This window comes from Methylobacterium sp. WCS2018Hpa-22, from assembly GCF_031843785.1.
Taxonomy (GTDB): Bacteria; Pseudomonadota; Alphaproteobacteria; order Rhizobiales; family Beijerinckiaceae; genus Methylobacterium.
This window is the reverse complement of sequence record NZ_JAVTJA010000020.1, coordinates 1-24292: the sequence shown is the minus strand read 5'-3', so window position 1 is coordinate 24292 and position 24292 is coordinate 1. Positions and strand designations below refer to the sequence as shown.

At 61.8% G+C, this 24292-nt stretch carries 24 protein-coding genes and 1 tRNA gene; 17 read left to right on the top strand and 8 right to left on the bottom strand.

Annotated elements, in window-relative coordinates:
• Positions 1–462: 462 nt before the first annotated feature.
• Entirely contained in the window at positions 463–1344 is an 882-nt protein-coding gene (locus RQI43_RS21410; protein ID WP_311276527.1) for a Crp/Fnr family transcriptional regulator, read from the bottom strand.
• Between the two features lie 495 nt (positions 1345–1839).
• Here RQI43_RS21410 and RQI43_RS21405 point away from each other — a divergent pair, with 495 nt between their 5' ends.
• The 3 genes from RQI43_RS21405 to RQI43_RS21395 all read left to right on the top strand — a co-directional run bounded on the left by RQI43_RS21405 (position 1840) and on the right by RQI43_RS21395 (position 3609).
• A complete protein-coding gene (locus tag RQI43_RS21405) occupies positions 1840–2103 on the top strand; it encodes a hypothetical protein (protein ID WP_156652676.1) in 264 nt (87 codons plus the stop codon).
• Between the two features lie 159 nt (positions 2104–2262).
• A complete protein-coding gene (locus RQI43_RS21400) occupies positions 2263–2952 on the top strand; it encodes a response regulator transcription factor (RefSeq protein ID WP_056428706.1) in 690 nt (229 codons plus the stop codon).
• 234 nt (positions 2953–3186) lie between these two features.
• Positions 3187–3609 carry a PsiF family protein gene (locus tag RQI43_RS21395; protein ID WP_311276526.1) on the top strand — a complete coding sequence of 141 codons (423 nt, stop codon included), beginning with the start codon at positions 3187–3189 and terminating at the stop codon, positions 3607–3609.
• Here RQI43_RS21395 and RQI43_RS21390 read toward each other — a convergent pair.
• Together RQI43_RS21390 and RQI43_RS21385 are read right to left on the bottom strand one after the other, a co-directional pair.
• A complete protein-coding gene (locus RQI43_RS21390) occupies positions 3599–4267 on the bottom strand; it encodes a methyltransferase (RefSeq protein ID WP_311276525.1) in 669 nt (222 codons plus the stop codon). The two genes, RQI43_RS21395 and RQI43_RS21390, sit on opposite strands and share 11 nt — an antisense overlap.
• Positions 4264–5421, bottom strand: a complete 1158-nt coding sequence (locus RQI43_RS21385) for a glycosyltransferase family 4 protein (RefSeq protein WP_311276524.1) — start codon at positions 5419–5421, stop codon at positions 4264–4266. The genes RQI43_RS21390 and RQI43_RS21385 overlap by 4 nt, the downstream gene beginning before the upstream one ends.
• A gap of 535 nt (positions 5422–5956) precedes the next feature.
• On the opposite strand from RQI43_RS21385, the gene RQI43_RS21380 reads away from it, so the two are divergent.
• The 3 genes from RQI43_RS21380 to RQI43_RS21370 all read left to right on the top strand — a co-directional run bounded on the left by RQI43_RS21380 (position 5957) and on the right by RQI43_RS21370 (position 10604).
• Positions 5957–6541, top strand: a complete 585-nt coding sequence (locus RQI43_RS21380; protein WP_311276523.1) for a hypothetical protein — start codon at positions 5957–5959, stop codon at positions 6539–6541.
• 155 nt (positions 6542–6696) lie between these two features.
• Positions 6697–7962 (top strand): DNA topoisomerase IB, encoded by a 1266-nt coding sequence (locus RQI43_RS21375; RefSeq protein WP_311276522.1) that lies wholly within the window; start codon positions 6697–6699, stop codon positions 7960–7962.
• Positions 7963–8519: 557 nt separating this feature from the next.
• Complete coding sequence (locus RQI43_RS21370) at positions 8520–10604, top strand: TonB-dependent siderophore receptor (protein WP_082470580.1); 2085 nt, start codon at positions 8520–8522, stop codon at positions 10602–10604.
• Between the two features lie 412 nt (positions 10605–11016).
• Here the strand turns inward: RQI43_RS21370 and RQI43_RS21365 are convergent, their stop codons facing one another.
• Both RQI43_RS21365 and RQI43_RS21360 read right to left on the bottom strand, forming a co-directional pair.
• On the bottom strand, positions 11017–11745 hold the full coding sequence (locus RQI43_RS21365; RefSeq protein WP_207410916.1) for a response regulator transcription factor: 729 nt from the start codon (positions 11743–11745) through the stop codon (positions 11017–11019).
• 292 nt (positions 11746–12037) lie between these two features.
• Positions 12038–12934, bottom strand: coding sequence for a diguanylate cyclase domain-containing protein (locus RQI43_RS21360; protein ID WP_207410917.1), 897 nt, complete (start codon positions 12932–12934; stop codon positions 12038–12040).
• A gap of 218 nt (positions 12935–13152) precedes the next feature.
• On the opposite strand from RQI43_RS21360, the gene RQI43_RS21355 reads away from it, so the two are divergent.
• From RQI43_RS21355 to RQI43_RS21350, 3 genes are all read left to right on the top strand, one after another.
• Positions 13153–13227: transfer RNA gene (locus RQI43_RS21355), tRNA-Thr, on the top strand.
• 197 nt (positions 13228–13424) lie between these two features.
• Entirely contained in the window at positions 13425–13913 is a 489-nt protein-coding gene (locus tag RQI43_RS24605; RefSeq protein ID WP_405030680.1) for a DUF6538 domain-containing protein, read from the top strand.
• Positions 13914–14078: 165 nt separating this feature from the next.
• The gene (locus RQI43_RS21350; protein WP_311276521.1) at positions 14079–14603 is read left to right on the top strand and encodes a hypothetical protein; all 525 of its coding nucleotides are present in this window, start codon (positions 14079–14081) and stop codon (positions 14601–14603) included.
• A 360-nt stretch (positions 14604–14963) separates the two neighbouring features.
• On the opposite strand, the gene RQI43_RS21345 is transcribed toward RQI43_RS21350, so the two are convergent.
• Positions 14964–15404 carry a helix-turn-helix transcriptional regulator gene (locus RQI43_RS21345; protein WP_311276556.1) on the bottom strand — a complete coding sequence of 147 codons (441 nt, stop codon included), beginning with the start codon at positions 15402–15404 and terminating at the stop codon, positions 14964–14966.
• A 201-nt stretch (positions 15405–15605) separates the two neighbouring features.
• Here RQI43_RS21345 and RQI43_RS21340 point away from each other — a divergent pair, with 201 nt between their 5' ends.
• From RQI43_RS21340 to RQI43_RS21320, 5 genes are all read left to right on the top strand, one after another.
• The gene (locus RQI43_RS21340; protein ID WP_311276520.1) at positions 15606–16436 is read left to right on the top strand and encodes a porin family protein; all 831 of its coding nucleotides are present in this window, start codon (positions 15606–15608) and stop codon (positions 16434–16436) included.
• Between the two features lie 268 nt (positions 16437–16704).
• Complete coding sequence (locus RQI43_RS21335; RefSeq protein WP_280136556.1) at positions 16705–16833, top strand: hypothetical protein; 129 nt, start codon at positions 16705–16707, stop codon at positions 16831–16833.
• 81 nt (positions 16834–16914) lie between these two features.
• Entirely contained in the window at positions 16915–17616 is a 702-nt protein-coding gene (ctrA, locus tag RQI43_RS21330) for a response regulator transcription factor CtrA (protein ID WP_056428356.1), read from the top strand.
• A 1104-nt stretch (positions 17617–18720) separates the two neighbouring features.
• Positions 18721–19332 carry an isochorismatase family cysteine hydrolase gene (locus RQI43_RS21325; protein ID WP_311276519.1) on the top strand — a complete coding sequence of 204 codons (612 nt, stop codon included), beginning with the start codon at positions 18721–18723 and terminating at the stop codon, positions 19330–19332.
• Between the two features lie 140 nt (positions 19333–19472).
• On the top strand, positions 19473–20105 hold the full coding sequence (locus tag RQI43_RS21320) for an SGNH/GDSL hydrolase family protein (protein WP_311276518.1): 633 nt from the start codon (positions 19473–19475) through the stop codon (positions 20103–20105).
• A 353-nt stretch (positions 20106–20458) separates the two neighbouring features.
• On the opposite strand, the gene RQI43_RS21315 is transcribed toward RQI43_RS21320, so the two are convergent.
• A complete protein-coding gene (locus RQI43_RS21315) occupies positions 20459–20596 on the bottom strand; it encodes a hypothetical protein (protein ID WP_156467779.1) in 138 nt (45 codons plus the stop codon).
• Positions 20597–20748: 152 nt separating this feature from the next.
• Between RQI43_RS21315 and RQI43_RS21310 the strand changes: the two genes are divergently transcribed.
• A complete protein-coding gene (locus tag RQI43_RS21310; protein ID WP_311276517.1) occupies positions 20749–21069 on the top strand; it encodes a sensor histidine kinase in 321 nt (106 codons plus the stop codon).
• Positions 21070–21286: 217 nt separating this feature from the next.
• Here RQI43_RS21310 and RQI43_RS21305 read toward each other — a convergent pair whose 3' ends face one another.
• Positions 21287–21898, bottom strand: a complete 612-nt coding sequence (locus tag RQI43_RS21305; protein ID WP_311276555.1) for a helix-turn-helix domain-containing protein — start codon at positions 21896–21898, stop codon at positions 21287–21289.
• A 102-nt stretch (positions 21899–22000) separates the two neighbouring features.
• Here RQI43_RS21305 and RQI43_RS21300 point away from each other — a divergent pair, with 102 nt between their 5' ends.
• Both RQI43_RS21300 and RQI43_RS21295 read left to right on the top strand, forming a co-directional pair.
• Positions 22001–22915: an SDR family oxidoreductase gene (locus RQI43_RS21300; protein WP_311276516.1), complete on the top strand. Its 915-nt coding sequence runs from the start codon at positions 22001–22003 to the stop codon at positions 22913–22915.
• A 199-nt stretch (positions 22916–23114) separates the two neighbouring features.
• On the top strand, positions 23115–24206 hold the full coding sequence (locus tag RQI43_RS21295; RefSeq protein ID WP_311276515.1) for an adenylate/guanylate cyclase domain-containing protein: 1092 nt from the start codon (positions 23115–23117) through the stop codon (positions 24204–24206).
• Positions 24207–24292 lie beyond the last annotated feature (86 nt).

Here is a 24292-nt window from a genome sequence, read left to right as displayed (position 1 = left end):
AAGTCGTAGTCATGCTCCGGTTCGACGCGAGGTTCGAGCTGGACGGGCGCCGCCCCCACCTCCTGCTGTGACTGATCGATTCCCGAAACCGTGGATCGTCAAGGCGAAAGGGGCTTGCTCGACCGCCAGATCCATGGGGATGATCATTTGCCGCATGCTCTCGTCTTCTTTGACTATACGTCCTCGCAAAAGTGCCAAAAGCTCCTGGTGGGCCACATGACCGTAAAGACGGCTCCGATAGCAGCTGTAGGAAAGGTGAGGCATCGATCGCGAAAGTTCTAGTTCAGGCCACGGGGCGAACGCCTCGATCATATCGAAGACGAGATGTCGATTCTAGGACGGTGATACGCAAAAGGAAGACGGTGAATAAGGTCGGCCAGAAGCTTGGTACGGATCATGACCATCGCCGGGGATGAGATCGACGTTCATCGAAGCCTGAACACGTTGGGGGCGGTCCAGGGATCAACTCTCCGCGGCATCCTCGGCGATGAGGCGGCGGTACTCCGCCTCCGGTATGCCGTAGCTTTCGCCCGCGATGAGCTTGAGCTTGTCGCGATTGACGATCTCGATGTGAGACCTCCGGGCCCGGACCGTGCCGGCGCCTTCGAGGATATGGATCGTCGTCGTCACCCCGGGGCGATGGACGCCGAGCATGACGGACAGGAATTCGTGCGTGATGGGAAACTCATCGCCCGAGACACGGTCGTGGCACATCAGCAGCCAACGAGCCAGCCGTTCTTCCAAAGTATAAGAACCGTGTGACAAGGCTGTCTGGGCGGTGAGAAGCTGAAAGATGTGAGCATAGCGCATCATCAACTTGCGGAAGGCAGGTCTTTCCTCGACCAAGCTGCGGAACGAGGCCTTGTCCACCTGCAGCGCTTCGCCGTCGATCTGCATGAAGGTTTCGTGGGGCGTGGATTCCACGTCGAACAGCAGCGGTAGGCCGCTGGCTCCCTCCGAGCCGATGATCCCCACCTCGATGCGCCTGCCTTCGCGGGTGCCGACCACCACCGAGGCGACGCCGCTCTCGATGAAACGCATATGGGTCAAGGGCTGGCCGGGTTGGATGAGGACGTCCTTCCGCTTCAGCGTGACCGGCTCGAGAACGGTTTCGATGGCCGCATAATCGTCGGGGTGCATCCGGGAGAGAAGGCTGTTGCGAACGTGTTTTTGAGAAGGAATGACCATGCAATTGCCCCGAAGAGTCGGCGTCCGGTTTCCACGCCGCTCATCAACCCCAAACGCCGAACGTACCATAGCAACTGCGTCACGGGTCCAACAAATGATAGGCGGTGATTTGTGGATTATGAGCGTTTTTGGCGTTCTTTGTGCGTAATTCGACATTCGGCATGATCGAGTCGCTGTCTCGGGATCTCTGACGCGCCCGATCGAGACGATCGGCATCCTTGGCCGCTCGCCTCGATTTCCTTTTCCGGCCGGGCCGGACGAAGGGATTGCGGGTCCGAATACGCTTTCGGGCGATGCCGCCCGGAGGGATCATGTTGCTGCCGGGCGAGATTCCGTCATCGCGGCGCGGGAATTGCAGCCGTGGTTTCACGGGGCGGGGAAGGGCCGGTTTCCAGGCGCGTCACGGATGATGGGAGATTCGTTTCGGCCGTCGGGCATGCGGATTGTCACGTCGACCGGCGTGCCGTGGCCCTCGGATTCATGGCCCTCGGATTTATGGCCCTGGGATTCTTGCATGGCCTGTATGAGGAATGTCGAATTGTCATGGCACTGCGATAAGCTTAACCGTTTGAAGCCTCTGGGGTTAAGGCGCCGCAGATACATGTCTATGGCCGAAAGATCATAGATCCGACTTTTGAAACGGAGATGTCAGTGCCTAATTTCCTCAAAGCACTCGTCATGACGGTGATTGCTTTTGTTTCGATTTACTATCTGACCGGTAATTCGACGATGGCAGTGACGCTATCTCTCATCCCTCTCCTGCTCGGACTGCTGGGAGTGATGCACGGGCTTGCCTATAGCTTCGCTGCACTCTGCCTGGTCTGTGCGGTAGCCTGGTCCGTTGCTCCCCAGGAGACCAAGACGATGGTACGGGCCGAGGTGGAGAAGACCGGCGTCAAGATCACCGCAAAGTAGCACCGATCGGGCCGGGCGAGGGGATGCGGCACGAGGGGCCTCGGTGCCCCCTCCGATGCCGTTGTCGGCGCGGCGCTTCCCCTCGCTTTGGCGCGTTCGACACCGATCTGGTAGGGTCACCGCAGGGCTCGCGTGCGAGATCGGTGCGGGATGGGTTCGATGCCGGGGGAAGAGGGCAGGGGCGGGGCGGCCACGCGTCTTTTGATCGTCGACGACCATCCGCTGTTCCGCGATGCGTTGGCGAGCGCCGTCAAGCTCGCCTTTCCCGAAGCGGCGATAGCGGAGGCCGAGGGGATCGTCAGCGCCATGGCGGCCCTGACGGCCGACAGTCGAATCGATCTCGTGCTGCTGGACCTGTCGATGCAGGGCGTCGTCGGATTCGATGGCCTGATCTCGATCCGCTCCCGTTTCCCGCGCGTTCCGATCCTCGTCGTGTCCGGCCTGGAAGATCCGCGCATCATGCGCGAGGCGCTGCGGCACGGCGCGGCCGGGTTCGTGCCGAAGGCGGTGGACAAGGCGACGCTGACCCGTGCCATCGCGGACGTTCTGGGTGGAGGCCTGTCGATCCCGGCGGCGCTTTCCGGGCCCGCGGCGGATCTGGCCACTCCGGCGACGCAGCTCGCGGAGCGGATCGCCCGCCTGACGCCGCAGCAATTACGGGTCCTCCTGATGATCCGGCAGGGAAAGCTGAACAAGCAGATCGCGCACGAGCTTCAGGTCGGGGATTCCACCGTCAAGGCGCATGTCTCCGAGATCCTGCGCAAGCTCGACGTCATCAGCCGCACCCAGATCGTGATCGAGACGGCCCTGCTCGATTTCGACCAGATCCGCGCCCCGCAGGCGGGGTGAGCGCGGATCGTCGCTCCTCGGCCGAACCGCGCCGTCCCGGGGCCGATCCTCACGGGAATGTGCCCGGGGGCGGGTGAAGGGCAGGGGGCCGGATGTTGCATCCATGGCGGGCATGGCCGATGATGGAGTGTGGTGCGACGACCGACGCACGGGGCGCGTCGCCACACCGATCGCGGCCACGCTCCGGTCCGTCGCGATCCCATCCCCCCTCCATCCGTTGAAGCGAGTGCGATTATGAAGAACTCGACGTTGCGACTCGTCCTGCTTGCCGGGATGCTCACCGGATTGCCCATGACGGACGCCTCCGCCGCCGTGGGTGGCCGCATCGGCGCCTGCAAGCAGGAACTGAAGGCCAAGGGCCTGAAGGGCGACGAGCGCAAGACGTTCATGAAGTCCTGCAGGGACGACGCGCTCAAGGCGTGCAAGGAGGAGTTGAAATCCGCCGGCGTGGACAAGGCCGACCGGCATGCCTTCATCAAATCCTGCCTGAAGGGCGACGACGCCTCCGGAGCGACCACCGCCCCCACGGCCCCCGCAGCGAATGCGCCTGCCCCGATGGCACCCGCCCCGACGGCGCCCGGCTCGACCGTGCCCCCCGGCACCGGCACCGGCTCCGGCATGATACCGGAGGCGACGCCCCCGGCTCCTAAGCCCTGAAGCGCCAGACGCTGCTGCGCTTGATCTCCGCATCCTCGAGGGAGCGGCTCACCGGCACCTCGTAGGTCGCGAGGATGTCGAGCCGGTCCCTCGGCAGGTAGGAACGGCCGGGATCGCCGATGAGGATGGTGGCGCCCTGCTCATGCAGGGCCGCCAGCCAGTCGGTGACCCGGCCGGCGATGTCGCTCTCGTAGAAGATGTCCGCCACGAGGATCGTCGTGACGCCGAGATCGGCCGGCCGCGAACCGATGAGGTCGTCGAGGACGGGCGTGATCCGTTCGCCGACGCCGTTGGCTTCGGCATTGAGGCCGATGGCCGCGATCGCGAAGGCATCGAGGTCGCTCGCCGTCGCATGGGTGGCGCCGGCGAGCGTCGCCGCGATCGCCACCAACCCGGAGCCGGAGGCGAAATCGAGGATCCGCTGCCCGGCCACGAGGTCCGGGCGGTCGAGGACATGCCGGGCCAGGGCTTGCCCGCCTGCCCAGGCGAAGGCCCAGAACGGCGGCGGCAGGCCGATGGAATCGAGCTCGTCCTCCGTCTTCTGCCAGAGATCGGTGGCCTCGTCGGCCACATGCAGCACGATCTCCGGTGCGTGGGGCACGGGCAGAAGCCGCGTATTGGTGCGGATGAAGCGAAGTGGATCGACCGAGGGTGTCATGAGCGGATGAGATCCGCGTAGAGGCCCGTTACCGCCTGCATCACCGCATCCTCCGTGAAGCCGCCCTCGACCACGCGCCGCCGCGCGGCCTCTCCCATCCGCGCCACGAGGAGCGGATCGGCGGCGAGCCGGATCATCGCGGCAGCGAGGCTCCGCGCATCGTCCGGCGGGACCAGCATGCCCTCGATTCCCTCGCGAACCAGCGTCCGGCAGCCGGGAACGTCGGTGGTGAGGAGGGCGCGCCCGCAGGACGCCGCCTCCAGAAGCGTACGCGGCAGGCCTTCGCCGCCCCGGGAGGGCAGGCATCCGACATGGTGCTCCGCCCAGACGGCGCTCACATCGCGGGTCGGGCCATGCCAGGTGATGCCGTCCCGGCTCCAGGAACGCAGGGTCTCTTGCGGGATCGCCCTCCGGTTCGAGGCGTCCGGAGCACCGTAGAGGGAGAGCTCCACCGCCGCGCCCTCCGCGCGTGCGAGGCGCGTCGCCTCCACGGCAGTGTCGATACCCTTCGACCACAGCATCCGCGCCACGACGGCGATGCGCAGGGGCGGGGAGGGCGGTTGCGGCGTCTCTGCGAGCAAGGCCGGGTCGATGCCGGCCCCGCCGACGATGGTGACGGCCGTGTCGGCCGGATCGAGGCCGAGGGCGATGGCGTCGTCCGGGTTTTCGAACAGGAACCGGGTCTGTTTCGAGGCGAGCGGTCCACGGATCAGCTGGCGCAGGGCGATGCGGGCCATGCGTCCCGCGACGTCGGCGCGCGCGCCCATCAGGCCGAGCCCGGTCAGGGCATAGACCCGGCCTGAGATACCCGCCATCGCCGCCGCCGTCCCGCCCACGAGGATCGAGCGCAGCGCGATGCAATGGACGATATCCGCCTTCAGCGCCTTCAGGATCGCCGCGAGCTGGCCCGCCGCATAACCCGCCGCCATGGGGTTGAGGCTGGAGCGCTCGGCCTCCAACTCGACCACGCGCGCCCCCGTCGCCTCGATCACCGCCCGGTGGGCGCGCACGCGGGTCACCACCGCCACGGACAGGCCCATCGCCACGGCGGCCCGCGCCATGGGCAGGAAGTGCGAGGCGAAGAACCAGTCCTCGGTGACGACGAAGACGAGCCGCTTCATCGGCGCGGAGGAGGGCGAAGGGGACGTGGCCATGAGAGAGGCTGTAGCACGCCGCCGCTCCGGGGCGAGCCGGACGGTGTTGACGGCGTGGTAGGTCAGTCTGAAATCTGACCCTGAATGGTTGCGACTCGCGTTAAAGTTCCGATCTTTCGCGCAGGGTCCCTAGGCGGGGTATCTTGGCACCAATTCAGGGTCGACGATGCATTGGGTTTCTATCTGCCACGGCAGCGCTGGGCAGCGGCGCATCACCGCCCAGGTTGTGTCCGGCAACGCCAAGAAGGCTCTGGAATACGACAGGAAAGCCTTGAACTTGCCAACCTAAATGATGAGGAACTTTACACCCAGGTGAGAGACTCGCGGCGGAAATCTGACGTGTACAACCTTACGGATGTGAGAAGCCGATTGAACCTTAGGCTGGGGATAGATTGACGCCCGCCGGACCGAAAGGCGAGGAGCGGCCCGCTCGCGTATCGTTTCGATTTTGGGGCATGGAAGCCGGAGCTGGCTTATTAGAAACTGCCGCGCTTGCCGCTGGCAAGGGTAGGCTACAAGAAGCGGGGCGATACGAGTGACCAAAACATCGCTTAGAAACAGCGTAATATTTGTGTCCGCAACTTTCGTGCTAGTTGCCCTGCTGGCGGCAATCTCACGATTTATCATCCATTCGGAGTTTTTATACGGATATCTGAAAGATTTTTCTCCGCTAATACTGGCTGTCGGTGCCGCGTATCTTGCGTATAGCTTTCAGAGAAGAATGGCTTTCCTAACATCGCTGCGGGATTTGTGGAAGGACATTACGCAAACAAAGAACACACTTATTAACTTTACCTATAAATCTGATCCAACATTAAAAGAGTACGATGAGGCTCAGCAGAAATTATACAATACTATAGACTTAGTTAGGGCGGTTTACAAAAATGTTGGGGAAACGGATGAAGAAATCGGCTTTTATCCTTTTGAGCCGTTGCATGACATGAGAAGAGCGTTTTCCGCGTGTGAGCCAGCTATTTCATCGTTCGAGAAACGAAAGAAGGCTAGGGCAGAATTAGTTAGCGCGTGGCATTCTCTAAAGTTGGCATTTCTCCAAGAATTTCCAAGAGCGTCTCCGATTGCTCCTGTTGTCGAACGCGGAGCGCGCGATCCACGCCGCTAAACTCGAACTGAGATGCTACCCGGAAGGTAGCTAGGATGAACGATAGCGTGAAGGCTGGGCATCCCCCCGGCGAGACATCGCGCCGCCGCCCCGGTTCGGAACGCCGCCCGTGCCCGGTCGGTTGACGGTTCCTGACGATCGACGGGAGGCGGGTGATGGCGACGGATCGCGAAGAGGACGGCGTTGTCGCCGATCCGCGGGATGCGGCCATCGAGGCAGGCCTGACTTATGTGGATGCCGACCGTCCGGGGCTCACGCGCCGCAGGAGCGGAACCGGGTTCTCCTATCGCGATGCCAAGGGCAAGCCCGTCCGCGACCCTAAGATCCTGAAGCGGATCCGGTCCCTGGCGGTCCCGCCCGCCTATACCGATGTCTGGATCTGCCCCCGCGCCGACGGCCATATCCAGGCCACGGGACGGGACGCCAAAGGGCGGAAGCAATATCGCTATCACCCCGATTTCCGGCAGGCGCGCGACTCGACCAAGTTCGAGCACATCATGGCCTTCGCCGACGCCCTGCCCGCCATCCGGGCGCGGGTGGACGAGGATATGGGCCGTCGCGGGTTGTCCCGCGAGAAGGTGCTCGCCACCATCGTCCATCTCCTGGAGGCGACCCTCATCCGAGTCGGCAACGACGATTATGCCCGCACCAACAAGAGCTACGGCCTCACCACCCTGCGCGATCCCCATGTGACCGTCGCTGGCGCGGAGCTGACGTTCCGCTTCAAAGGCAAGAGCGGCAAGATGTGGAACCTGTCGGTGAAGGACCGGCGCGTGGCCCGCATCGTGAAATCCTGCCAGGACCTGCCGGGCCAGGAACTGTTCCAGTATATCGACGACGCGGGCGAGACGCGCGACGTCACCTCGGCCGACGTGAACGCCTATCTTCGCGAGATCACCGGGCAGGAGATCACCGCCAAGGATTTCCGGACCTGGGCCGGCACGGTGCTGGCCGCCCTGGCCCTGCAGGAATTCGAGGCGTTCGACAGCGAGGCCAAGGCCAAGAAGAACCTGCGCGCGGCCATCGAGAGCGTATCGGCGCGGCTCGGCAACACGCCGACGATCTGCCGCAAATGCTACATCCACCCCGAAATCCTCGACGGTTATCTGGAGGGCGCGTTGCTGATCCAGGTGGCGGATGCGGTGGAAGACGAGTTGCGGGACGATATCGCACGGTTGAAGCCCGAAGAGGCTGCGGTTCTCGGATTGCTGCGGGCGCGTCTCGAAAAGGCGAAGGGCACCGTCTCGGTCAAGACGAAGGTGCCGGCCAAGGTAAAGGCCAAAAGTTCGACGAAGGCCAAGAGTTCGGCAAAGGCCAAGAGTTCAACGAAGGCCAAGGCCATGGGGGCTGCGACGGGCAAGGTGACGCCGTGCAAGGAACGTTCCGTCTCGGTGAAGCCCGAGGCCCGAGCGACGGCATAGGCCGGGACCGGACATCCCGTGGCCGAAATCTACCGGACGGTACCCGCCCTGAACGTCCGCGATGGGTGGAAGCGGACTCTGACGGTACGCCCCGAAGCAGACGTTTCGCCTCGACCGTGATTGCCGCTGCGCATGCGCCATAAGCGACATGTCTATATTGAAAACGGTAGCTGCCCCTTACAAAATCTCGGACAGCCCATATAACCTTACTTAAAGGCTCCCAGTTTTGTTTGGTAAAATCTCATTTATTCAACCGAAGGTCGCGTAAGTTTCAATGAGATAGCGTCGATGTGCTGTGACCCCCGTGCAACAACTAGTCAAAAGGGCGTCTCAGTTTATAATACTTCTAGATTTTTTGGCATCCAGATTGAAATGCCTATAAACGTCGCTTCTCGCGCAGGGCAAATCAAGCTTGACGCCATATGTTTCTGAATTGTAACGGACGAAAAACCATAACAGGCTAGCTTTTGTTCGTGTCCAAATCTTTCAAAAACAATAAAAAAATCTTTCCGCTGGTTACTTCGGTTGCCATTGGTTTTGTGGCGCAATCCGGATCATTGAACGGTTTCGGGCCAAGTTCCGCTTTAGCACAGCTTGCGGCAGACTCCTCTCAGGAAGTGCAGCTCGACGAATTATCAGTGGTTGGCAATGGCGGTCCGGCAAGCAAAGTGGATGGTTACCTCGCCAGAAACAGTGTCAGCGCAACGCGCACTGACACGCCCCTGCGCGAGGTGCCACAAACAGTCGTTGTCGTGCCAGACCAGATCCTCAAGGACGTCGCCGCCACCCGCGTCGATGCGGCGCTCGATCTTGCCGGAGTCGGCCGAGCGAATAACTTCGCAGGTCTCGGGCTGACGGAATTTACGATCCGCGGCTTCTCTACGGGGGAGTACTATCGAAACGGCTTCCCCGTGAACCGTGGCTATCCAAACTCGCCTGATGTCGTCTCGATCGAGCGGATTGAGGTCCTGAAAGGCCCCTCGGCATTCCTCTATGGTCGTGGCGATCCAGGCGGCACCTTCAACATCGTTACCAAACAGCCTCAGGCCGAACGCTCTCTCGCCATCGGAACACAGTTCGGAAGCTTCAATCAGAAACGCACCACCTTCGATGCTACCGGTGCGCTCGATCAGGAGGGGCGCGTGCTCGCCCGCGTCACAGGTGCAGTCGAGGACAACGGCAGCTTCCGAGACTTCGTGCATAGCGACCGTTACTATCTCGCGCCCGTAATCGCGTGGAAGCCGTCGGCCGACACCACGATTACGCTCGAGGGCGAGGTGGTGAGCACCGCGGCGACCTTCGACCGAGGTATCGTGCCTATCAACGGCAACTTGCGTGCGGTGCCGCGCAGCCGCTTCATCGGCGAGCCCGGCATCCCGCCCGTCCGCAACGACAACGCGCTCGGGCAGCTCCGCATCGAGCACCGGCTCGATTCGAACTGGGTGGTGAGCGCGGGCGCGCAGGCGCTCGGCGGCCAGCTTTACGGCGATGGTGTCGGTGCTGTGAACGTGCTGGGCGACGGCCGCACCCTGCGGCGCACCTTCGAACACCGCGATTTGAGCTGGTCGGATCTCAACCTGCAGCTCAATCTTGCGGGCAAGTTCGAGACCGGACCTTTCCGCCACACCCTGCTGATGGGCTTCGAGTACGACAGCTATCGCTACCGGGAGATCTTCGATCGCTCGAATGTGAACGTCAATCCGTTCACCCTCGACCTTCTCGCGCCTCGCTACGGGCAATCTCCGCTGCCGCCGCTCGGCTCGATTACCAACTTCCTCCAAAACACTCAAAGCTACGGAGGCTATATCCAGGACCAGATCGATATAACTCCGCGGCTTCACGCCCTCCTCGGCGTGCGCGTGGAGGATCTTGGTCTCGTCTCGACCGATTATCGGACTGGCCGTACCACCAGCCTGCAGGGGACGGTCGCGACCCCGCGTTTCGGCCTCGTCTACGATCTCACCGACGCAATCGCATTGTACGGCAATTATGGTCGCTCTTTCCGCCCAAACACCGGCACTGACCGCAGCGGGAACCCCTTTGCCTTCGAGCAGGGTGAGGGATACGAGGCCGGCGCGAAGATCAGCCTGCTCGACGGAAGCCTGAGCGCTACGGCCGCCGTGTTCGACATCCGCAGGACCAATGTCCTCACCGTCGATCCAGGCGATTCGAACTTCAGTGTTGCGGCTGGCGAGGTACGCAGCCGTGGTTTCGATCTGACCGTCGCGGGCTATCTGACCCCCGGCTGGCGGGTATTCGGCACCTACACTCATGCCGATGCCGCTGTCACGCGCGACAACACATTGGCCGTCGGGACACGCATCGCAAACATCCCGGCCGATAGCGTCGCTCTACAAAGCGTGTACGAGTTTCAGAACGCCGATCTGCGCGGTCTCGGTCTTGGCGGCGGCATGACCTATGTCAGCCAGCGGGTGGCTGGGACCGCTCTTTCCACCTTCCGCCTGCCGGAATACACGATCTTCAACTTAATCTCGTATTACTGGATCACGCCTCAGGTGCGGGTCTACCTCAACGTCGACAACCTGTTCGACGCAAACTATTTTGATCGCGCTTGGCAAAACCGGTACGCCACTCCAGGCACACCCCGCACTATCATGGGCGGTGTCGCGGCCCGATTTTGACGTGAATCACCGGTGAGTAAAGATCCTCGCCGGAGGCTCGCAGTTGATTAAGGCCATGTCCGCTTCGCTCTTCGAGAAACTCGCGGTAGGACGGTCGCAAACCTACCCAACCCGGCCCTACCATCAGTTCCACCAATCTGCCTGGAAGCGGACCTTCGGCTGCATGGAAGCTCGGCAACGATTGGAGCACCTCGGGATCGCCGCGTTTCGAAATGATGGGGGTTCCACTGCGGTTAAATAAACGACGCTGAAAGCGGGCTGCTCCCAGCGGCGGTCACCCAACGTCGAATTTTTACCGCTGGCATCGACGCGAAAGCGCCCTTTCGGCGAATCCGGTCCTGCCTGCGTCTGGCGGGATTTTCTTCGGGGGCGCGGGTACGGCCGACGCGGCGAGCCGTCCCGTCACGGTTCCTCAGTGTCGCGCCATCGCTTCGATGATGGTCGAGCGGCCGTGCAGGCCGGTCTCGCTTTTGCCTTTCTCGGACTTGCCCTTGTCGCCTTTGCCTTGGCGCGGCATCTCGCTTTCGACGACGGGGGCGAGGCCCAGTTGCCGTGCGAGGCAGACGAGGTCCTTCAGCCGGCCCGTCTGGGTCTTGCGACGAAGGTTGAGCCGATGCGTCTCCACGGTGCGGACGCTGAGGCTGAGGCGTCGTGCCACCTCCTTGTTGCTGAAACCGGCACTGAGAAACCGCAGGATTTCCGCCTCGCGGGGGGTGAGCCCTTCTCCGGCATCCGCCGCATCGGACGTTTCGACATTGGAGGTCGGGGCGTCCGCCTTGCCCGCCTGGGCCAAGCGGACGATGGTGGCGCTGATCTCCCGCGGGGTCGCCGATTGGGCGACCACCGCATCGATACCGGCCACGAGCAGATGGCGCAGGGTGTCGGCGGGCAGGCTCTGGAAGGCCGCCAGCACGCGCAGCCTCGGATGATTCTTCAGCGCGGTGATCCGGGCGAGGTCGGCCTCGCTTGCGTTCTCTCGCAAGAAGACCAGGGCGACGACGCTCTCGATTCCCGGACCGTCGAGCGGCAGATCGGCCTCGCTCACCGTATGCAGGCTGGGCTCATGCTCCAGGAAGGCCCTCAGGACAGGCCCGAGCCCCACGGGTTCGTCGACGATCAAAACTCCAACGGCCTGGTTCATGCCGCTCCCCCCTCTGTCCCATCGCGATACATCGCGCCCGGGCTGGTCAAGAGCAGTTCAAATCCCATTCCATCGGTTTATTCGTCGCGATTCCGCGTCGCGCGATGAATACAAGGACGCATATCGCGAAAACAGCCGCGAAAATCGCCTTATCTCGGTTAACGCGGGCGAATGCATGCTGGCCGACCGACCACGCCTGTCCCTATCAGGAACAGCCCGGTCCGAAATGGGATCGGCTCATTCCATGCCTCACTGACACCGACCCATCGGTAGGGGGCAGTGAGATCCGGGATCAGCCTGCCCGGGCGAGGACGAGGTCGGAGGCGGCGGAAATCACCCGGTTGCGGCCCGTGGTCTTGGCCTCGTAGAGGGCGATGTCGGCGCGCTTGATCATGGCCTCGATCGTGTCGCCCTCGCTCCATTGGCTGACCCCGAAGCTGCAGGTCAGCCGGATCGGCGTGCGTGCCCCACGGATACGCATGCCTTCGACGAGGCGGCGCAGGCGTGACGCGAGAGCCTCGGCATCGGCCACCGGCCGGTGCGGAAGCACGATGCCGAACTCCTCGCCTCCGAGCCGCCCGACGATGCCTTCCTCCGCGATAGTCTTGCTGACGTTCTGGATCGCCGCATCGCCGACATCGTGGCCGTACTCGTCGTTGATGCGCTTGAAATGGTCGATATCCACCAGGATCGCCGACATGTCGCCGTGGTTGCCGACGCGGTCGGCAGCGTCCCGCACCCGCTGGAGGAAGGCGCGCCGATTGAGGAGACCGGTGAGCGGATCGGTCTCGGCAAGGCGAATCAGCTCGCTTTGCATGGTCGTCAGCCGTTCCGCGGCACGCATGCGGGCATGCAGTTCCTCGGCGCCGGGCGGTTTCTCGATGAAATCGTCGGCTCCGCTGTCGAGGGCCTCGGCCAGATTGCGGGAGTTACGGGCCGAAGACATGGTGATCACGTAGAGAGGACGATTGGTCTCGGCGATCAGGCGCGCTGACCAGCACAGTTCGAGCCCGCTCAAGGGGCGGACTTCCAGGCTCGTGATCAGGACTCGCACAGTCGTCGTGTAAGTCACGAAGTCGAGTGCTGCCTGAGAATCGGTAAAGACGTCGACCGTATGGCCTTGCGGTTCCAGAAGTCCGGCGACGACCTTCAGGACAACACGGCTCGTGTCGACGATGACAATGTGCATGGCGTTGGTCACTCGCCCGATTTCTAGCGCTGTGTTTCAGCATGGCAGCCACAGATTAACATGTTGCCAAGACGGCATGCCCACATGAGTCCATCCGAGGCCCCGGCAGGCGGATGCCCTGCATCGCCCCCTGCGGGAGGGGCGTCGCAAGGCAGATCACCGACGCTCCGTCATCCCCGGTTGAATGCCGCGCCTCCGACTGGTAGCTAACGCGTCGGGCCGGCGTAGCACAGCGGTAGTGCAGCGGTTTTGTAAACCGAAGGTCGGGAGTTCAATCCTCTCCGCCGGCACCACGCTTTCGTGTGTAAGCGCAATAGGTTACGCTGTCTGGCGGACTTAGGCTGGCCGGGTCTCACACGGCGGCCTCCCAGATGGCGCGTCCCCGGAAGGATCCCGGCACGGGAACCTGTCACCTGCGGCAAAGGCCGCACAGGATTGTGTCTCCCGTATCAAAGGGACGCGAGTCATTCTTCACATCGATGAAAAGCCTGTGGCCGTCACTGCTGGCGCAGTGGTCCAAGTGTCCCTCCGAACCAAGGATGTTGCGGAGGCGAAGCGACGCCACAGCGAGGCTGATGCCGAACTCAAGCGCTATTGGGAAACCGTCCGGATCGGGCCACAGCCGCTGACGCATAGAGAAGTGACGGCGCTGACAGGCGAAATGTACGCCGCAGGGATGCAATGTCTCAGTGACGACAGAAGCCGATACCTCCTTAGGGTAGTTGAGGAAGCCGATCGGGTTGGGAGCGATCTCAAAACGGATCACATCAATTTCGAGACCCTGCGTGACGCCTTCCTAAGCACTCTTGAGGAGGCCGGAACACCGGCAGAGTGGGCCAAGTTCGACGATCTCCGTGCCATCCCGATGGTGACGCTAGAGCTGCGCCCGACCACGTTGGGTCGGGACACATCTCTAAGCCTCTGTTTGCCGCGCTCTGTTTCGCCGAACCGGCATCCACTTCGGCGGAAAGCGCTCTAGAGGCCGCGTTCGGAGCTCAAGCGGACGCACTTCTGCAGCAAAAATCGCTTGTGACGGATGTAGCCAGTCGAGTTCTTCTGATGCGGGAGCTTTGTCGAGCAACGCGCCAAGCTGCAGACTGCGGCTTTCGAAACGCCAGCGGGGATTATAGTGTGGATAAGACATTTGCTCGCTTCCCTGCCTTGGGATAGCGGCGCTCGTCGTCGGGTGAAGAGGCGGTCTGTTACAATCAGCGACATTTTTTCGGCCTGGGAGGCAGGGCCAAAACAGGAAGTTCAGCCTGCGATAGTCAAACGCTATCGCTGCATATTTGGATTCCTTCCTTCATATTTCGGAGACCGTGACGTCAATTCCTTATCAGATGATGACGTTCATGAATGGGCAATTCATCGCCGCGACAAGCAAGGCGTCACCGCGCGATCAATTAAGCGGAGTGATTTATCCGCAGTAAAAGCTGTGTTCGGATGGGCCATAACCCGTGACGCAAGGCGCCTGTTGCAACGAAACTCAGCTAGCAACGTGCATTTGCCTGAACAAAAGTTCGATATCATGCAGCAAACTCACCTGAAATCGTTGAGGGTAATGCGATGCGATTGGCTGATTGAATCCGATCTTATGGAACAAATGCCCCAAGAAGCTACGGCACGGTCAAGTGTCGTGACGCCGGCTAACGATTCACGATGGGCGTGAAGCTCGCGAGCCTGGGCTATGGCCCCGACCGCCTGTGTACTCCTCCACGCCCGAAGCTGGATCTCCAGCACCCAAGCCGCCAAAGCTAGGGAAGCATCCGAAAACCGCCAAAACCGATGCGCAGCCTGAAAAGCCAGTGTCCAATCAGGACGATGATCTGTAGCGGCGGGCGAGGAGGTCGACCGTGTCTTTTCCTCAGCGATCGCCTTCAGCCGTTAGCCAGGAAGGGCGTCACGCCCGTGATCGCGGCGACCCAAGCAGCGCCAATCCTTACCCCTTGGACACTGAGGAGCATGCCACCTGGAAACGGGGTTGGGAAATGCCCGACAGGGAGATTGGGCAGGAGAAGGCCAAGGGCGATCAGGAGTGAGAGTTTGGCCTGTCACCTGTCAAAACAATCTGGCTAGGTTCTTCCACGCCTTGGGTTTGCCTCGCCCTCAAGCCCACCACAGAACGAACGAGCTGCAGCACGGCGCAGCGCAGTTGATCGTTCTCGATGGTGGCATAGGCACGAAGCAGATCGACAGCACCGGCCTCGCGGAAGAAGCCGAAGGCATCGTTGTGCTCCTCGGCTTCATGATCGCCGAACAGGGTAGACATCGGCACTTCGAGGAACTGAGCGATCTGCTGCAGCCGGCCGCTGCTGACGCGGTTCGCCCCTTTTTCGTATTTCTGGATCTGCTGAAACGTGACGCCGACGTGCTGGCCTAGATCAGTCTGCGACAATCCCTTCGCCTTTCGCAGCGTTGCGATGCGTAGGCCGACGGTACGATCAACGTCTGTCGTGGATTTTACAGTCACAGTGGCCACCAGCTATATTAAGTAATGATTAAGTATGATGACATTCCAAATGAGAGCTAGTGCGTATTTATCTTCGCAACATAGGGAATCGGCACTCGGCTGATGCGCTGTAAATCCCCAGTGTTGCAAGATCGCACTATCGCTGCTGACGCTTTCGAGGCTCTGTGTCGTTCAAATTCATCGCACGGGCCAATGACTTCCATGTTCAAGAAGCTTCTCCTCACCACTGCGGCCACCGCTCTCCTGGCTGGCGCCGCTTCGGCCGCCGACCTTCCGCGTCGCGCCGCTCCCCCGGTCTTCGTGCCGGTGCCGGTGTTCACCTGGACGGGTGCCTACTTCGGTATCAACGCCGGTTACGGCTTCGACGCCGGCAGCAACAGCGACCGCTACGCCCTGCCGGGTGGTTCGGTGCTGAACTCCTTCACCCGCACCCCGGTGGTCGTCTCCACCAACGGCGGCAACGATCTCGAAGGCTTCGTCGGCGGTGGTCAGGTCGGCTACAACTCCCAGTTCACCCCGGGTTCGGGCGTGGTCGTCGGTCTTGAGGCGGACGCCCAGTACACCGACTTCGGCAACAAGAGCCGCACCGTGACCGGCACCATCAGCCCTGTCGCCGGCGCTCTCAACAGCCCCGTCGGTGTCCGCGTCCCGGGCAACGAGATGAACTTCTTCGGCACCGTCCGCGGCCGCCTCGGCTACGCGTTCGATCGCGTCCTGTTCTACGGCACCGGCGGCTTTGCCTATGGCGACGGTGGCACGGGTGGCGACGACTTCCGCACCGGCTACACCGCTGGTGGTGGTTTCGAGTACGCGATGCCTACCGACTCGTTCTTCAACTTCTTCAAGTCGTCCGCAGTAACGCTGAAGGTCGAAGGCCTGTACGTGAACCTCGAGAACGAAGGCCGGGCCGGCAATCGCTCGGTGTTCAACCCAGCCACCAACGTTCTTACGCTCAGCCGTTCGGTCACCGCTCGTGAGAGCGAGTTCGCCGTCGTCCGCGCTGGCCTGAACTACAAGTTCGGATCTTACTAAGGCGCTTCGCCTTATATCCTCTGACTGAGCATCCCCAGCCCGATCCAGCCGGCCGCTCGGCCAACAGACGCCCTAGGAGCTTCTCCTGGGGCGTTTTTCGTATGTGCATCAATCCCGGTCATACCGATGAGCGGATGTGGCTGGCCAGTAGGGCCGATGCGCGCATCGCGATGGCTTGGGTTGGCTCGCACACACTCTCGCCGAACTTTAGGAGGATCGTGGCTGTGGTGCAGGGCGTGTGCCGCTGCACGCCGGAGTGAGCAAGCCTATGATCAAAATCCTGACGGCGATCCTGTCGGTCATCGTGGTCCTGGCGCTGGGCGCCTGCCTCACGGTTGTGACGCTTCCGTTCCGAGCCGTCCGTGGCCTGGTGCGCAGCCGAGCCGTGCCTGCATAGAGAAGCGAGTCTTTCTCCCGCACCTTAACGGTTTGTTGCCAACGTCCGGTTAGGAAGTCTCAATCTTTTGAGGATCTTCCCATGCGCGTGCTGCTGATTGAGGACGACGCTTCGATCGCCGCGAGCATCGAACTGATGCTCAAGTCGGAGAGCTTCAACACCTACACGACGGATCTCGGCGAGGAAGGAATCGACCTCGGCAAGCTCTACGACTACGACATCATCCTGCTCGACCTCACCCTTCCCGACATGTCGGGCTACGAGGTGCTCCGCAATCTGCGCGTGGCGAAGGTCAAGACACCGATCCTGATCCTCTCCGGCATGGCCAGCATCGAGGACAAGGTGAAGGGCCTTGGCTTCGGAGCCGACGATTACCTCACAAAGCCGTTCCATAAGGACGAACTCGTCGCCCGCATCCATGCGATCGTCCGCCGCTCGAAGGGCCATGCCCAATCGGTCATCACCACCGGTGACCTGACGGTGAACCTCGACGAGAAGATGGTGGCCATTGCCGGCAACCGGGTGAACCTCACCGGCAAGGAGTACCAGATTTTGGAGCTCCTCGCGCTGCGCAAGGGCACGACCCTCACGAAAGAGATGTTCCTCAACCACCTCTATGGCGGCATGGACGAGCCCGAGTTGAAGATCATCGACGTCTTCATCTGCAAGCTGCGCAAGAAGCTCGCGAACGCTTCCTCCGGCAAGAACTACATCGAGACCGTCTGGGGACGTGGCTACGTGCTCCACGATGGCGTAGCCGAGATGCAGGCTTTGGCCGGTTAGGGTCTCTCATCCGCGTTTTGTGAGCAGGCTTCAAAACCATTGCGCGTCAAGCGGCTGCGTCTGGCCGCCGATGGGTCCGAGCAGGTCCGGGAACTGTGCCGCCTCCGGTTGGGCCTGCGCGGCCGGTGTTTCGCCCATGGTCGCAGATCCACCGCCCATGATCGCCCGTAGGAAACTCGCAGCACTGCACGAGTGAGTTGCCCGAGCTTCCGTTGGCATCGGCCTCGGTGTCACTGGCCCGGTCGAAGCTGGCGCACTCGATACACCGAATGTTTGCTGTGAAAGTCTACGGGGCCGTTCGGCCGTTCGTCTTCATCGACGGAAACGTCCGCGCCATCGAGGAAAGGATCTGTAGGAGCGCTTTGCCGGCCACGAGGAGAAGACCCGCTCGCTGGGCGGAGGGAGCGGAGTGGTGGCTCGTAAACATGCTTGATCCACGATCGAACTCCTCATGGAGGCGCTTGCCCACCTCGGGGCTGCGTTACCGACGCGCGGGTGGCGGCGCGCTTCGCACGATGAGGCCCAACCGCGCCTTCGCCAAGAACGGGCTTGGAGTAATTTAGCAGGCGATCCTGCCACCTGAGGCTTTAACTAGTCGGTAGCAGCATTGCTCCTCGACGCAACCTACGATCCGCGGGGCGGCATTGACGCCGAGATGATCAGGGCGCCGATGCGGGACAATGCCGATGTGATCGAACGGGTGCCGGAGTTGAAGCCGATCCGCTCACCTACCCTGTATATGGGGCAATTAGCATCTAGCTCTAAGCCCGCGGCCGAGAGCCTTAACCTATGCATGCAAGACAGAACCGAGTTGCTGCTTGGCGCAACACATTGGCTGCACCATGAGAAGGGTAGGACGCTGACAATGCGCCTATGACCTTTCTCAGCCAGTAGACGCCCTTCGTGTGCCCCTCAGCGAGGCCTGCTGACCGAAAACAACCTGAACTGCTATCGCGTGTTGCGAGGAGATCTTTAGCCACTTGCTAGTACATGCGTCCGTGCTGCTGTGCGACAGTAGCTTGACCGATGCTTGCTGCGGAACTCTCCTCCAGCCCTTCCCGTTTGCATAGCCCACAGAGAGAAACAACTTCTGACGGGCGCAATATGGTAGGAACCGACGAGCTTCGTTTCGGACCACTCGGCCGTAGCTGCGCGCATCTGTGTGTCGACATGCAGCGTATGTTCGCTGAGCAAACCGATTGGTGCACGCCCTGGATGCCTCGCGTTCTGCCGAAGGTGGTGCGGATCGTCGAGGCTCATCCCAAAGAGACCCTGTTCACTCGTTTCGTGCCAGCTCAAATGCCGGGCAATGGGGAAGGAACGTGGAAGCGCTACTACGAGCGCTGGACTTCCATGACGATTGCGCACCTCGGAGCAGACAGGGTCAACCTTGTCCCAGAGCTAAGCCGTTTCGTGCCGCCTGCTGAGATGATCGACAAGCACGTCTACTCGCCATGGTTGGGCACAGACCTGCACGAACGTTTGCGCGGGCGGGGCATCGACACGCTCGTGGTTACAGGTGGTGAGACGGACGTGTGCGTGCTTAGTGCCGTGTTAGGCGCTGTCGATCGCGGCTACCGCATTGTCGTCGTCACAGACGGGCTCTGCAGCTCTTCGGACGAGGCGCATGATGCGATGCTCACCCTCTACCATGGCCGATATGGCCAGCAGGTCGAGACCGTCACGACTGATACCCTGCTTCGGGGGTGGGTGTAAGGAAGCGGGCTCGTGATAGCTCGGAGACCATGCGATGCGTTCTCCGATCTTGCTTATCGGCCATAGCAAGACTTGGCCGCAATAGGCCTGATACTTCCTCTGCCCTCACATTCTAGATGTGCATATCAGGTGAGACATCCATGCTGCACGTTGTACTGCTCGGCGACTCTGTTTTTGATAACTCTGCTTACGTGGGCGGAGCGCCAGATGTGGTAGAGCAACTGCGAACAATTCTGCCTGAGGGCTCACAGTCCACATTGCTGGCCGTCGATGGTCACGTGATCACGGACGTGCCGCGCCAGCTGAGCCGGCTTCCAGACAGCGCGACCCACCTCGTGGTGAGTGTGGGTGGTAACGACGCGCTGAGAGCGTCCGGTGTGATCGAGCATCCCACCCGATCAGTAGCTGAGGCTCTCTACCTGTTGGCTGAGGTAAGAGAACGCTTTCAGACCGCGTACAGCGCCATGCTGGACACGGTCCTGGCGGCGGCACGCCCCACGGCACTCTGCACGATCTACGACCCACGCTATCCAGACCCTCAACGACGACGGCTGATCACGACAGCCCTCGCGCTGCTGAATGACGTAATTACGCGCGAGGCCTTCACGCGTGGGCTGTCGCTGGTCGACCTGCGCGTTCTGTGCAACGAGGACGCTGACTTTGCCAACCCCATCGAGCCGTCGGTCAAAGGCGGGCAGAAGATTGCCAAGGCTATCGCAGCCTTTCTTCATGCGCGTCCTGAGATGCAAGGTGCCAGGGCCTTCGCCAGATAGCGGCGGATGCACAAAGCCCTATCGCGAGCTTCGCCCGACCCCATGGACCCGTGATGCCGCACCATCCGATCCAAATCCTACTACCCCTCTCCGATAACCAAGGCCACGGCTTTCCCGGCTCCGATTACACGTGGGTGCTGATCGGAACTTACCAAGCAGTTCGGCGGGCTGACGGCGTTTACGCGTAGTCCGGCTGAGGGTCTTTGGGCTCATGTGCGGCCGGGCGAATCCACGCCAAAGGCAGGTAATCTCAACCACCTAACCGGATGGAGACTACCTATGTGCATGCGCGACTGATCAATTTGAATTTGGCTAAAGATGACATGAGGCGTCACCTAACTTGGGTGTCCTCCTCACTGCGGCGGCAGCGGCGATGGGATAGAGATGAAGTAAATCGCGTATGCCACCAGCGCTGCGAACAAGATACCTGCCGCAATCAGGCCGAAGCGGTTACTTTTGACCGGTGACGGTTTTTTATCGATGGGAGCCATTGAACCTCCTGTTTCGCTAAAAGAACCCCGTTTTTGAAGTTTGGTTCAGTATCTCTTGAACATACTAGGTGATTCACGGATGCTCGTGTTCGGAACGGGCGGCCTCGAACTGGGCTGTGTGGACGGATTAATATCCTTGGGCTGTCGCTCTGATGGGCGACACGGCAGACAGCGTCGAGGATTACCGTAACCGCCTGGAGGGCCGCTTTCGTGCACTCGCCCGGACGCAGGCGCTGCTCACCCGAACAGCCAATGCCGGCGTGGATCTGGCCACCCTGGTCCGAGAAGAGATCGGGGGCCAGGCGGAGCACGACGACCAGTACCGTCTCTCCGGACCGGAACTCCTACTGGCTCCAAAGGCCGCGGAAGTCCTCACGCTGGCCGTCCATGAACTGGCGACCAATGCCCTGAAGTATGGGGCTCTGGCTGAGCCGCATGGCCGGGTCATTATCGCCTGGACGGGATTATTGTGAGACACTCTCTCGTTAGCTCGCCTAGCGAACGTATGCTTCCGGCGACCATTGGAAGTTGCGTCTTCGACTAGGTTGGGTCGGGACCCGTCTGTCCGCTCCAAGACCGGGCTGGGTGGATTTGCGACTGTCAGCTTCCACGAGGCGGAGGTCACGTAGAGGGCGTACCGGAGCTGTCGGATCTCGGCAGCCCGAATCTCTTCGGCACGTTGGTGCGAAGCTATCGCAGGGGTTGGCAGAACTCAGCTGCGAGCCCATCAAACGCGGCGTGCAGGAAGGAGTCCAGCGGCTGATCTCCGCCCACCTGGATCCAGTCCTCAATGGCCAGGCGCATGGCGCCGAGCGAGGCCATCGCGAGGAGGCGTAAGGGCGTGCTGCGATCGGGACTCGGCCACCGCTCGACAAGCGTCGCATACAGGGCCTGCTCATGCAGGCCGTAGGTTGCCTGCTTACGCACCCTGAGGGTTTCGCTGGACCGCAGGACGCGGTCGATGCTGATGAACTCCTGGGTCCGGAAGCCTGCGGATAGCGTCAGCATCGCATCGCGGACCGCATCCACCGGCACCTTGTTGGAAGGTTGGGCCAGGATCGCCTTGTGCAGGGATACGCTGAACCCCCGCATCTGCCAATCCAGCAGGATCTCCTCCTTCGACTTAAAGTAGTAGAAGAAAGTCCGACGCGAGATGCCGGCCGCCTCGGCGATGGCATCCAGCGTCGTCGCCTCGTAGCCGTTCCGGCTGAACAGCTTAAGGCCTGTCTCCGCGATCCTCTCCAGCGTCTCCTGACGCTTACGCGCGCGCAGGCCACTCGGCTTTGATGACACGATTTCCATCCCTGCGTTTTGGCATGCGATTTCGCACATACAAAACCGCACTCAGTGCGAATATATCTTTGCACCGAGTGCGATTTAGCGTGTGGGGCGGGAAAGACCTGGATGTCTGGCTGGACGTTGAAAGACCTTCCTTCCCAGTCGGGACGGGTTGCCATCGTGACGGGGACAAGTGGCCTCGGCTTCGAGAATGCGCTCGCACTCACGCGGGGCGGGAGCGAGGTTATCATCGCTGGGCGCAACTCGGAGAAGGGCGGACAAGCCATCAAGTTGATACGGCAGAAGTCGCCTGACGCCAGGGTTCGCTTCGAAATCCTCGACCTGGCAAGCCTCGCTTCGATTGCTGCCTTCGCTCAGCGCATGGCGGGCGAACTCAACGGCGTCGATTTACTGATCAACAATGCCGCAGTGATGAATCCGCCGGTGCGCAAGGTCTCTGGCGACGGCTTCGAGTTGCAGTTCGCCACGAACTACCTCGGACACTTCGCGCTCACCGCCCATCTGCTGCCGTTGCTGCGCCGGGGGCGCACACCCCGCGTGGTCACGTTGTCCAGCGTGGCGGCCCGTAGCGGTCGCATCGACTTCGACGACCTGCAGACGGAGCGCACCTATCGCCCGATGGCGGCCTACGCTCAGTCCAAGCTCGCCTGCCTGATGTTCGCGCTCGAACTTCAGCGCCGCAGCGAAGCGAACGGCTGGGGGGTCACCAGCCTTGCGGCGCATCCCGGGATCTCGCGGACAGACCTGTTGCCGAACGGCTCAGGTCGCTGGAGCTTCGCCGGCATCATGCGGACCTACATGTGGTTCCTGTTCCAGCCGGCAGCGCAGGGGGCATTGCCGACCCTGTATGCCGCGTCCTCGCCATTTGCTTTGAGCGGGGGGTATTACGGTCCGACGCGACTGGGTGAGACCCGCGGCGCGCCGGGGCCCGCCGCCATTCCGGTCCAAGCTCGGGACGAGGCCGTTGCGGCTCGGTTATGGGCCGAGTCCGAACGTCTGTCCGGCGCGGTGTTCCAATAGATCCCGGTCGTCGGACGGACCTTCCCGATCATACGTAGCGAGGCGAAGGAGCCGCCGGATGCCTGGGCGTCCCACTGCCCGGCCAAACGGTGACCCTCCGTCGGGCACAGTAAGTCGCCTCGACCGGCCCAATTCCCAAGATCCCATGCCCGTGGCCTTCCTCGGCCATTCCAGAGCAGCTCCCACTTGGATGGAAACGATGTCGAACGGCTCGCTCACGTTCTGGATCGTCATCGCCGCCGCCAGTGCCGCGTTCGGTGCCCTGTACGGCATCCTGTTCCACGAGGGGCCGGCCGTACTCGGCGTTACGTATGGGACGTGCATCGGCGTCCTCGCCATCGCCTACGAGCGCGGTGCCCTGTTCCCGCGTTACACGACCTGCCTCCGGCGCCTGCCCTCTCTGGCCTACTTCGCCGCGGCGGAGATGAGCTTGCTCCTCGTGATCATCATAGGAATGGGCGTGATGGGCATCGTGGTCCGAGCCCTAGGCCTGACGGACAAGAGCTTGGCGGAGGTCGTGATACCTCGGCCCCAGGCTGTCATCTACGCGATGGCTGTGTCGGCGCTCCTGATCGGCGTGTTGCGCATGCGCGACCTCATCGGCCGCAGCACATTCACCAACCTGATCCTCGGTCGCTATCATCGCCCGCGCAGCGAGGAGCGCATCTTCCTGTTCCTCGATCTCGTCGGCTCGACCGCCTATGCGGAGAAGCACGGGGACTTCGCGGCACAGGAACTGCTGAAGGACGTGTTCGAGACGATTGCCGAACCGGTTCGCCGACATCGCGGTCAGATCGACGACTACATTGGCGATCAGGTGATCATCTCCTGGCCACTGATGCGCGGCATCGAGCGGGCCAGGTGCATCGAATGCATTTTCGCGATCCAACGAATGCTCCGCGATGACCGCGACCGATGGACTAGGAGATTCGGACTCGTCCCGGAACTCCGCGCGGCGCTCCATGGCGGCAGTGTGGTCACGGCCGAGATAGGGATCGACCGGCACAAGATCGCCTACTTCGGCGACGTCATGAACGCAACCGCCCGACTGGAAGGTCTGTGCCGGCAGACAAGCCGGTCCGTTCTCGTCTCGGAAGCCGTGCTCTGCAGGATTCCCGTGCTTCCAGACGGCATCGAGGCGGAGGCCTTGGGGCAGCATGTTCTGAGGGGGCGTAGCGGGGAGATGGTCGTCCACGCGCTTACCGAACGGCGGAAATTCTCGGTCGTTGGCGAGGTCGTCGGTCAACCCCATCATGGGCGCGGGGTTGCAGCGTCCCATCGCTTGTCTTGAACGGGCGTACCGTAAGCGCCGCTGGATGACGGCTAGAGCGCTCTCCGCCGAAGTGGATGCCGGTTCGGCGAAAAAGAGCGCGGCAA

Excerpts from the sequence above, each read along its gene's own strand:
- RQI43_RS21360 (WP_207410917.1), bottom strand. The coding sequence starts at position 12,934 with ATGCACATTGTCATCGTCGACACGAGCCGTGTTGTCCTGAAGGTCGTC.
- RQI43_RS21305 (WP_311276555.1), bottom strand. The coding sequence starts at position 21,898 with ATGGAAATCGTGTCATCAAAGCCGAGTGGCCTGCGCGCGCGTAAGCGT.
- RQI43_RS21295 (WP_311276515.1), top strand. The coding sequence starts at position 23,115 with ATGTCGAACGGCTCGCTCACGTTCTGGATCGTCATCGCCGCCGCCAGT.
- ctrA (WP_056428356.1), top strand. The coding sequence starts at position 16,915 with ATGCGCGTGCTGCTGATTGAGGACGACGCTTCGATCGCCGCGAGCATC.
- RQI43_RS21315 (WP_156467779.1), bottom strand. The coding sequence starts at position 20,596 with ATGGCTCCCATCGATAAAAAACCGTCACCGGTCAAAAGTAACCGCTTC.
- RQI43_RS21375 (WP_311276522.1), top strand. The coding sequence starts at position 6,697 with ATGGCGACGGATCGCGAAGAGGACGGCGTTGTCGCCGATCCGCGGGAT.
- RQI43_RS21385 (WP_311276524.1), bottom strand. The coding sequence starts at position 5,421 with ATGGCCACGTCCCCTTCGCCCTCCTCCGCGCCGATGAAGCGGCTCGTC.
- RQI43_RS21325 (WP_311276519.1), top strand. The coding sequence starts at position 18,721 with ATGGTAGGAACCGACGAGCTTCGTTTCGGACCACTCGGCCGTAGCTGC.
- RQI43_RS21320 (WP_311276518.1), top strand. The coding sequence starts at position 19,473 with ATGCTGCACGTTGTACTGCTCGGCGACTCTGTTTTTGATAACTCTGCT.
- RQI43_RS21365 (WP_207410916.1), bottom strand. The coding sequence starts at position 11,745 with ATGAACCAGGCCGTTGGAGTTTTGATCGTCGACGAACCCGTGGGGCTC.
- RQI43_RS21400 (WP_056428706.1), top strand. The coding sequence starts at position 2,263 with ATGCCGGGGGAAGAGGGCAGGGGCGGGGCGGCCACGCGTCTTTTGATC.
- RQI43_RS21335 (WP_280136556.1), top strand. The coding sequence starts at position 16,705 with ATGATCAAAATCCTGACGGCGATCCTGTCGGTCATCGTGGTCCTGGCG.
- RQI43_RS21410 (WP_311276527.1), bottom strand. The coding sequence starts at position 1,344 with ATGTCGAATTACGCACAAAGAACGCCAAAAACGCTCATAATCCACAAA.
- RQI43_RS21390 (WP_311276525.1), bottom strand. The coding sequence starts at position 4,267 with ATGACACCCTCGGTCGATCCACTTCGCTTCATCCGCACCAATACGCGG.
- RQI43_RS21395 (WP_311276526.1), top strand. The coding sequence starts at position 3,187 with ATGAAGAACTCGACGTTGCGACTCGTCCTGCTTGCCGGGATGCTCACC.
- RQI43_RS21340 (WP_311276520.1), top strand. The coding sequence starts at position 15,606 with ATGTTCAAGAAGCTTCTCCTCACCACTGCGGCCACCGCTCTCCTGGCT.
- RQI43_RS21310 (WP_311276517.1), top strand. The coding sequence starts at position 20,749 with ATGGGCGACACGGCAGACAGCGTCGAGGATTACCGTAACCGCCTGGAG.
- RQI43_RS21300 (WP_311276516.1), top strand. The coding sequence starts at position 22,001 with ATGTCTGGCTGGACGTTGAAAGACCTTCCTTCCCAGTCGGGACGGGTT.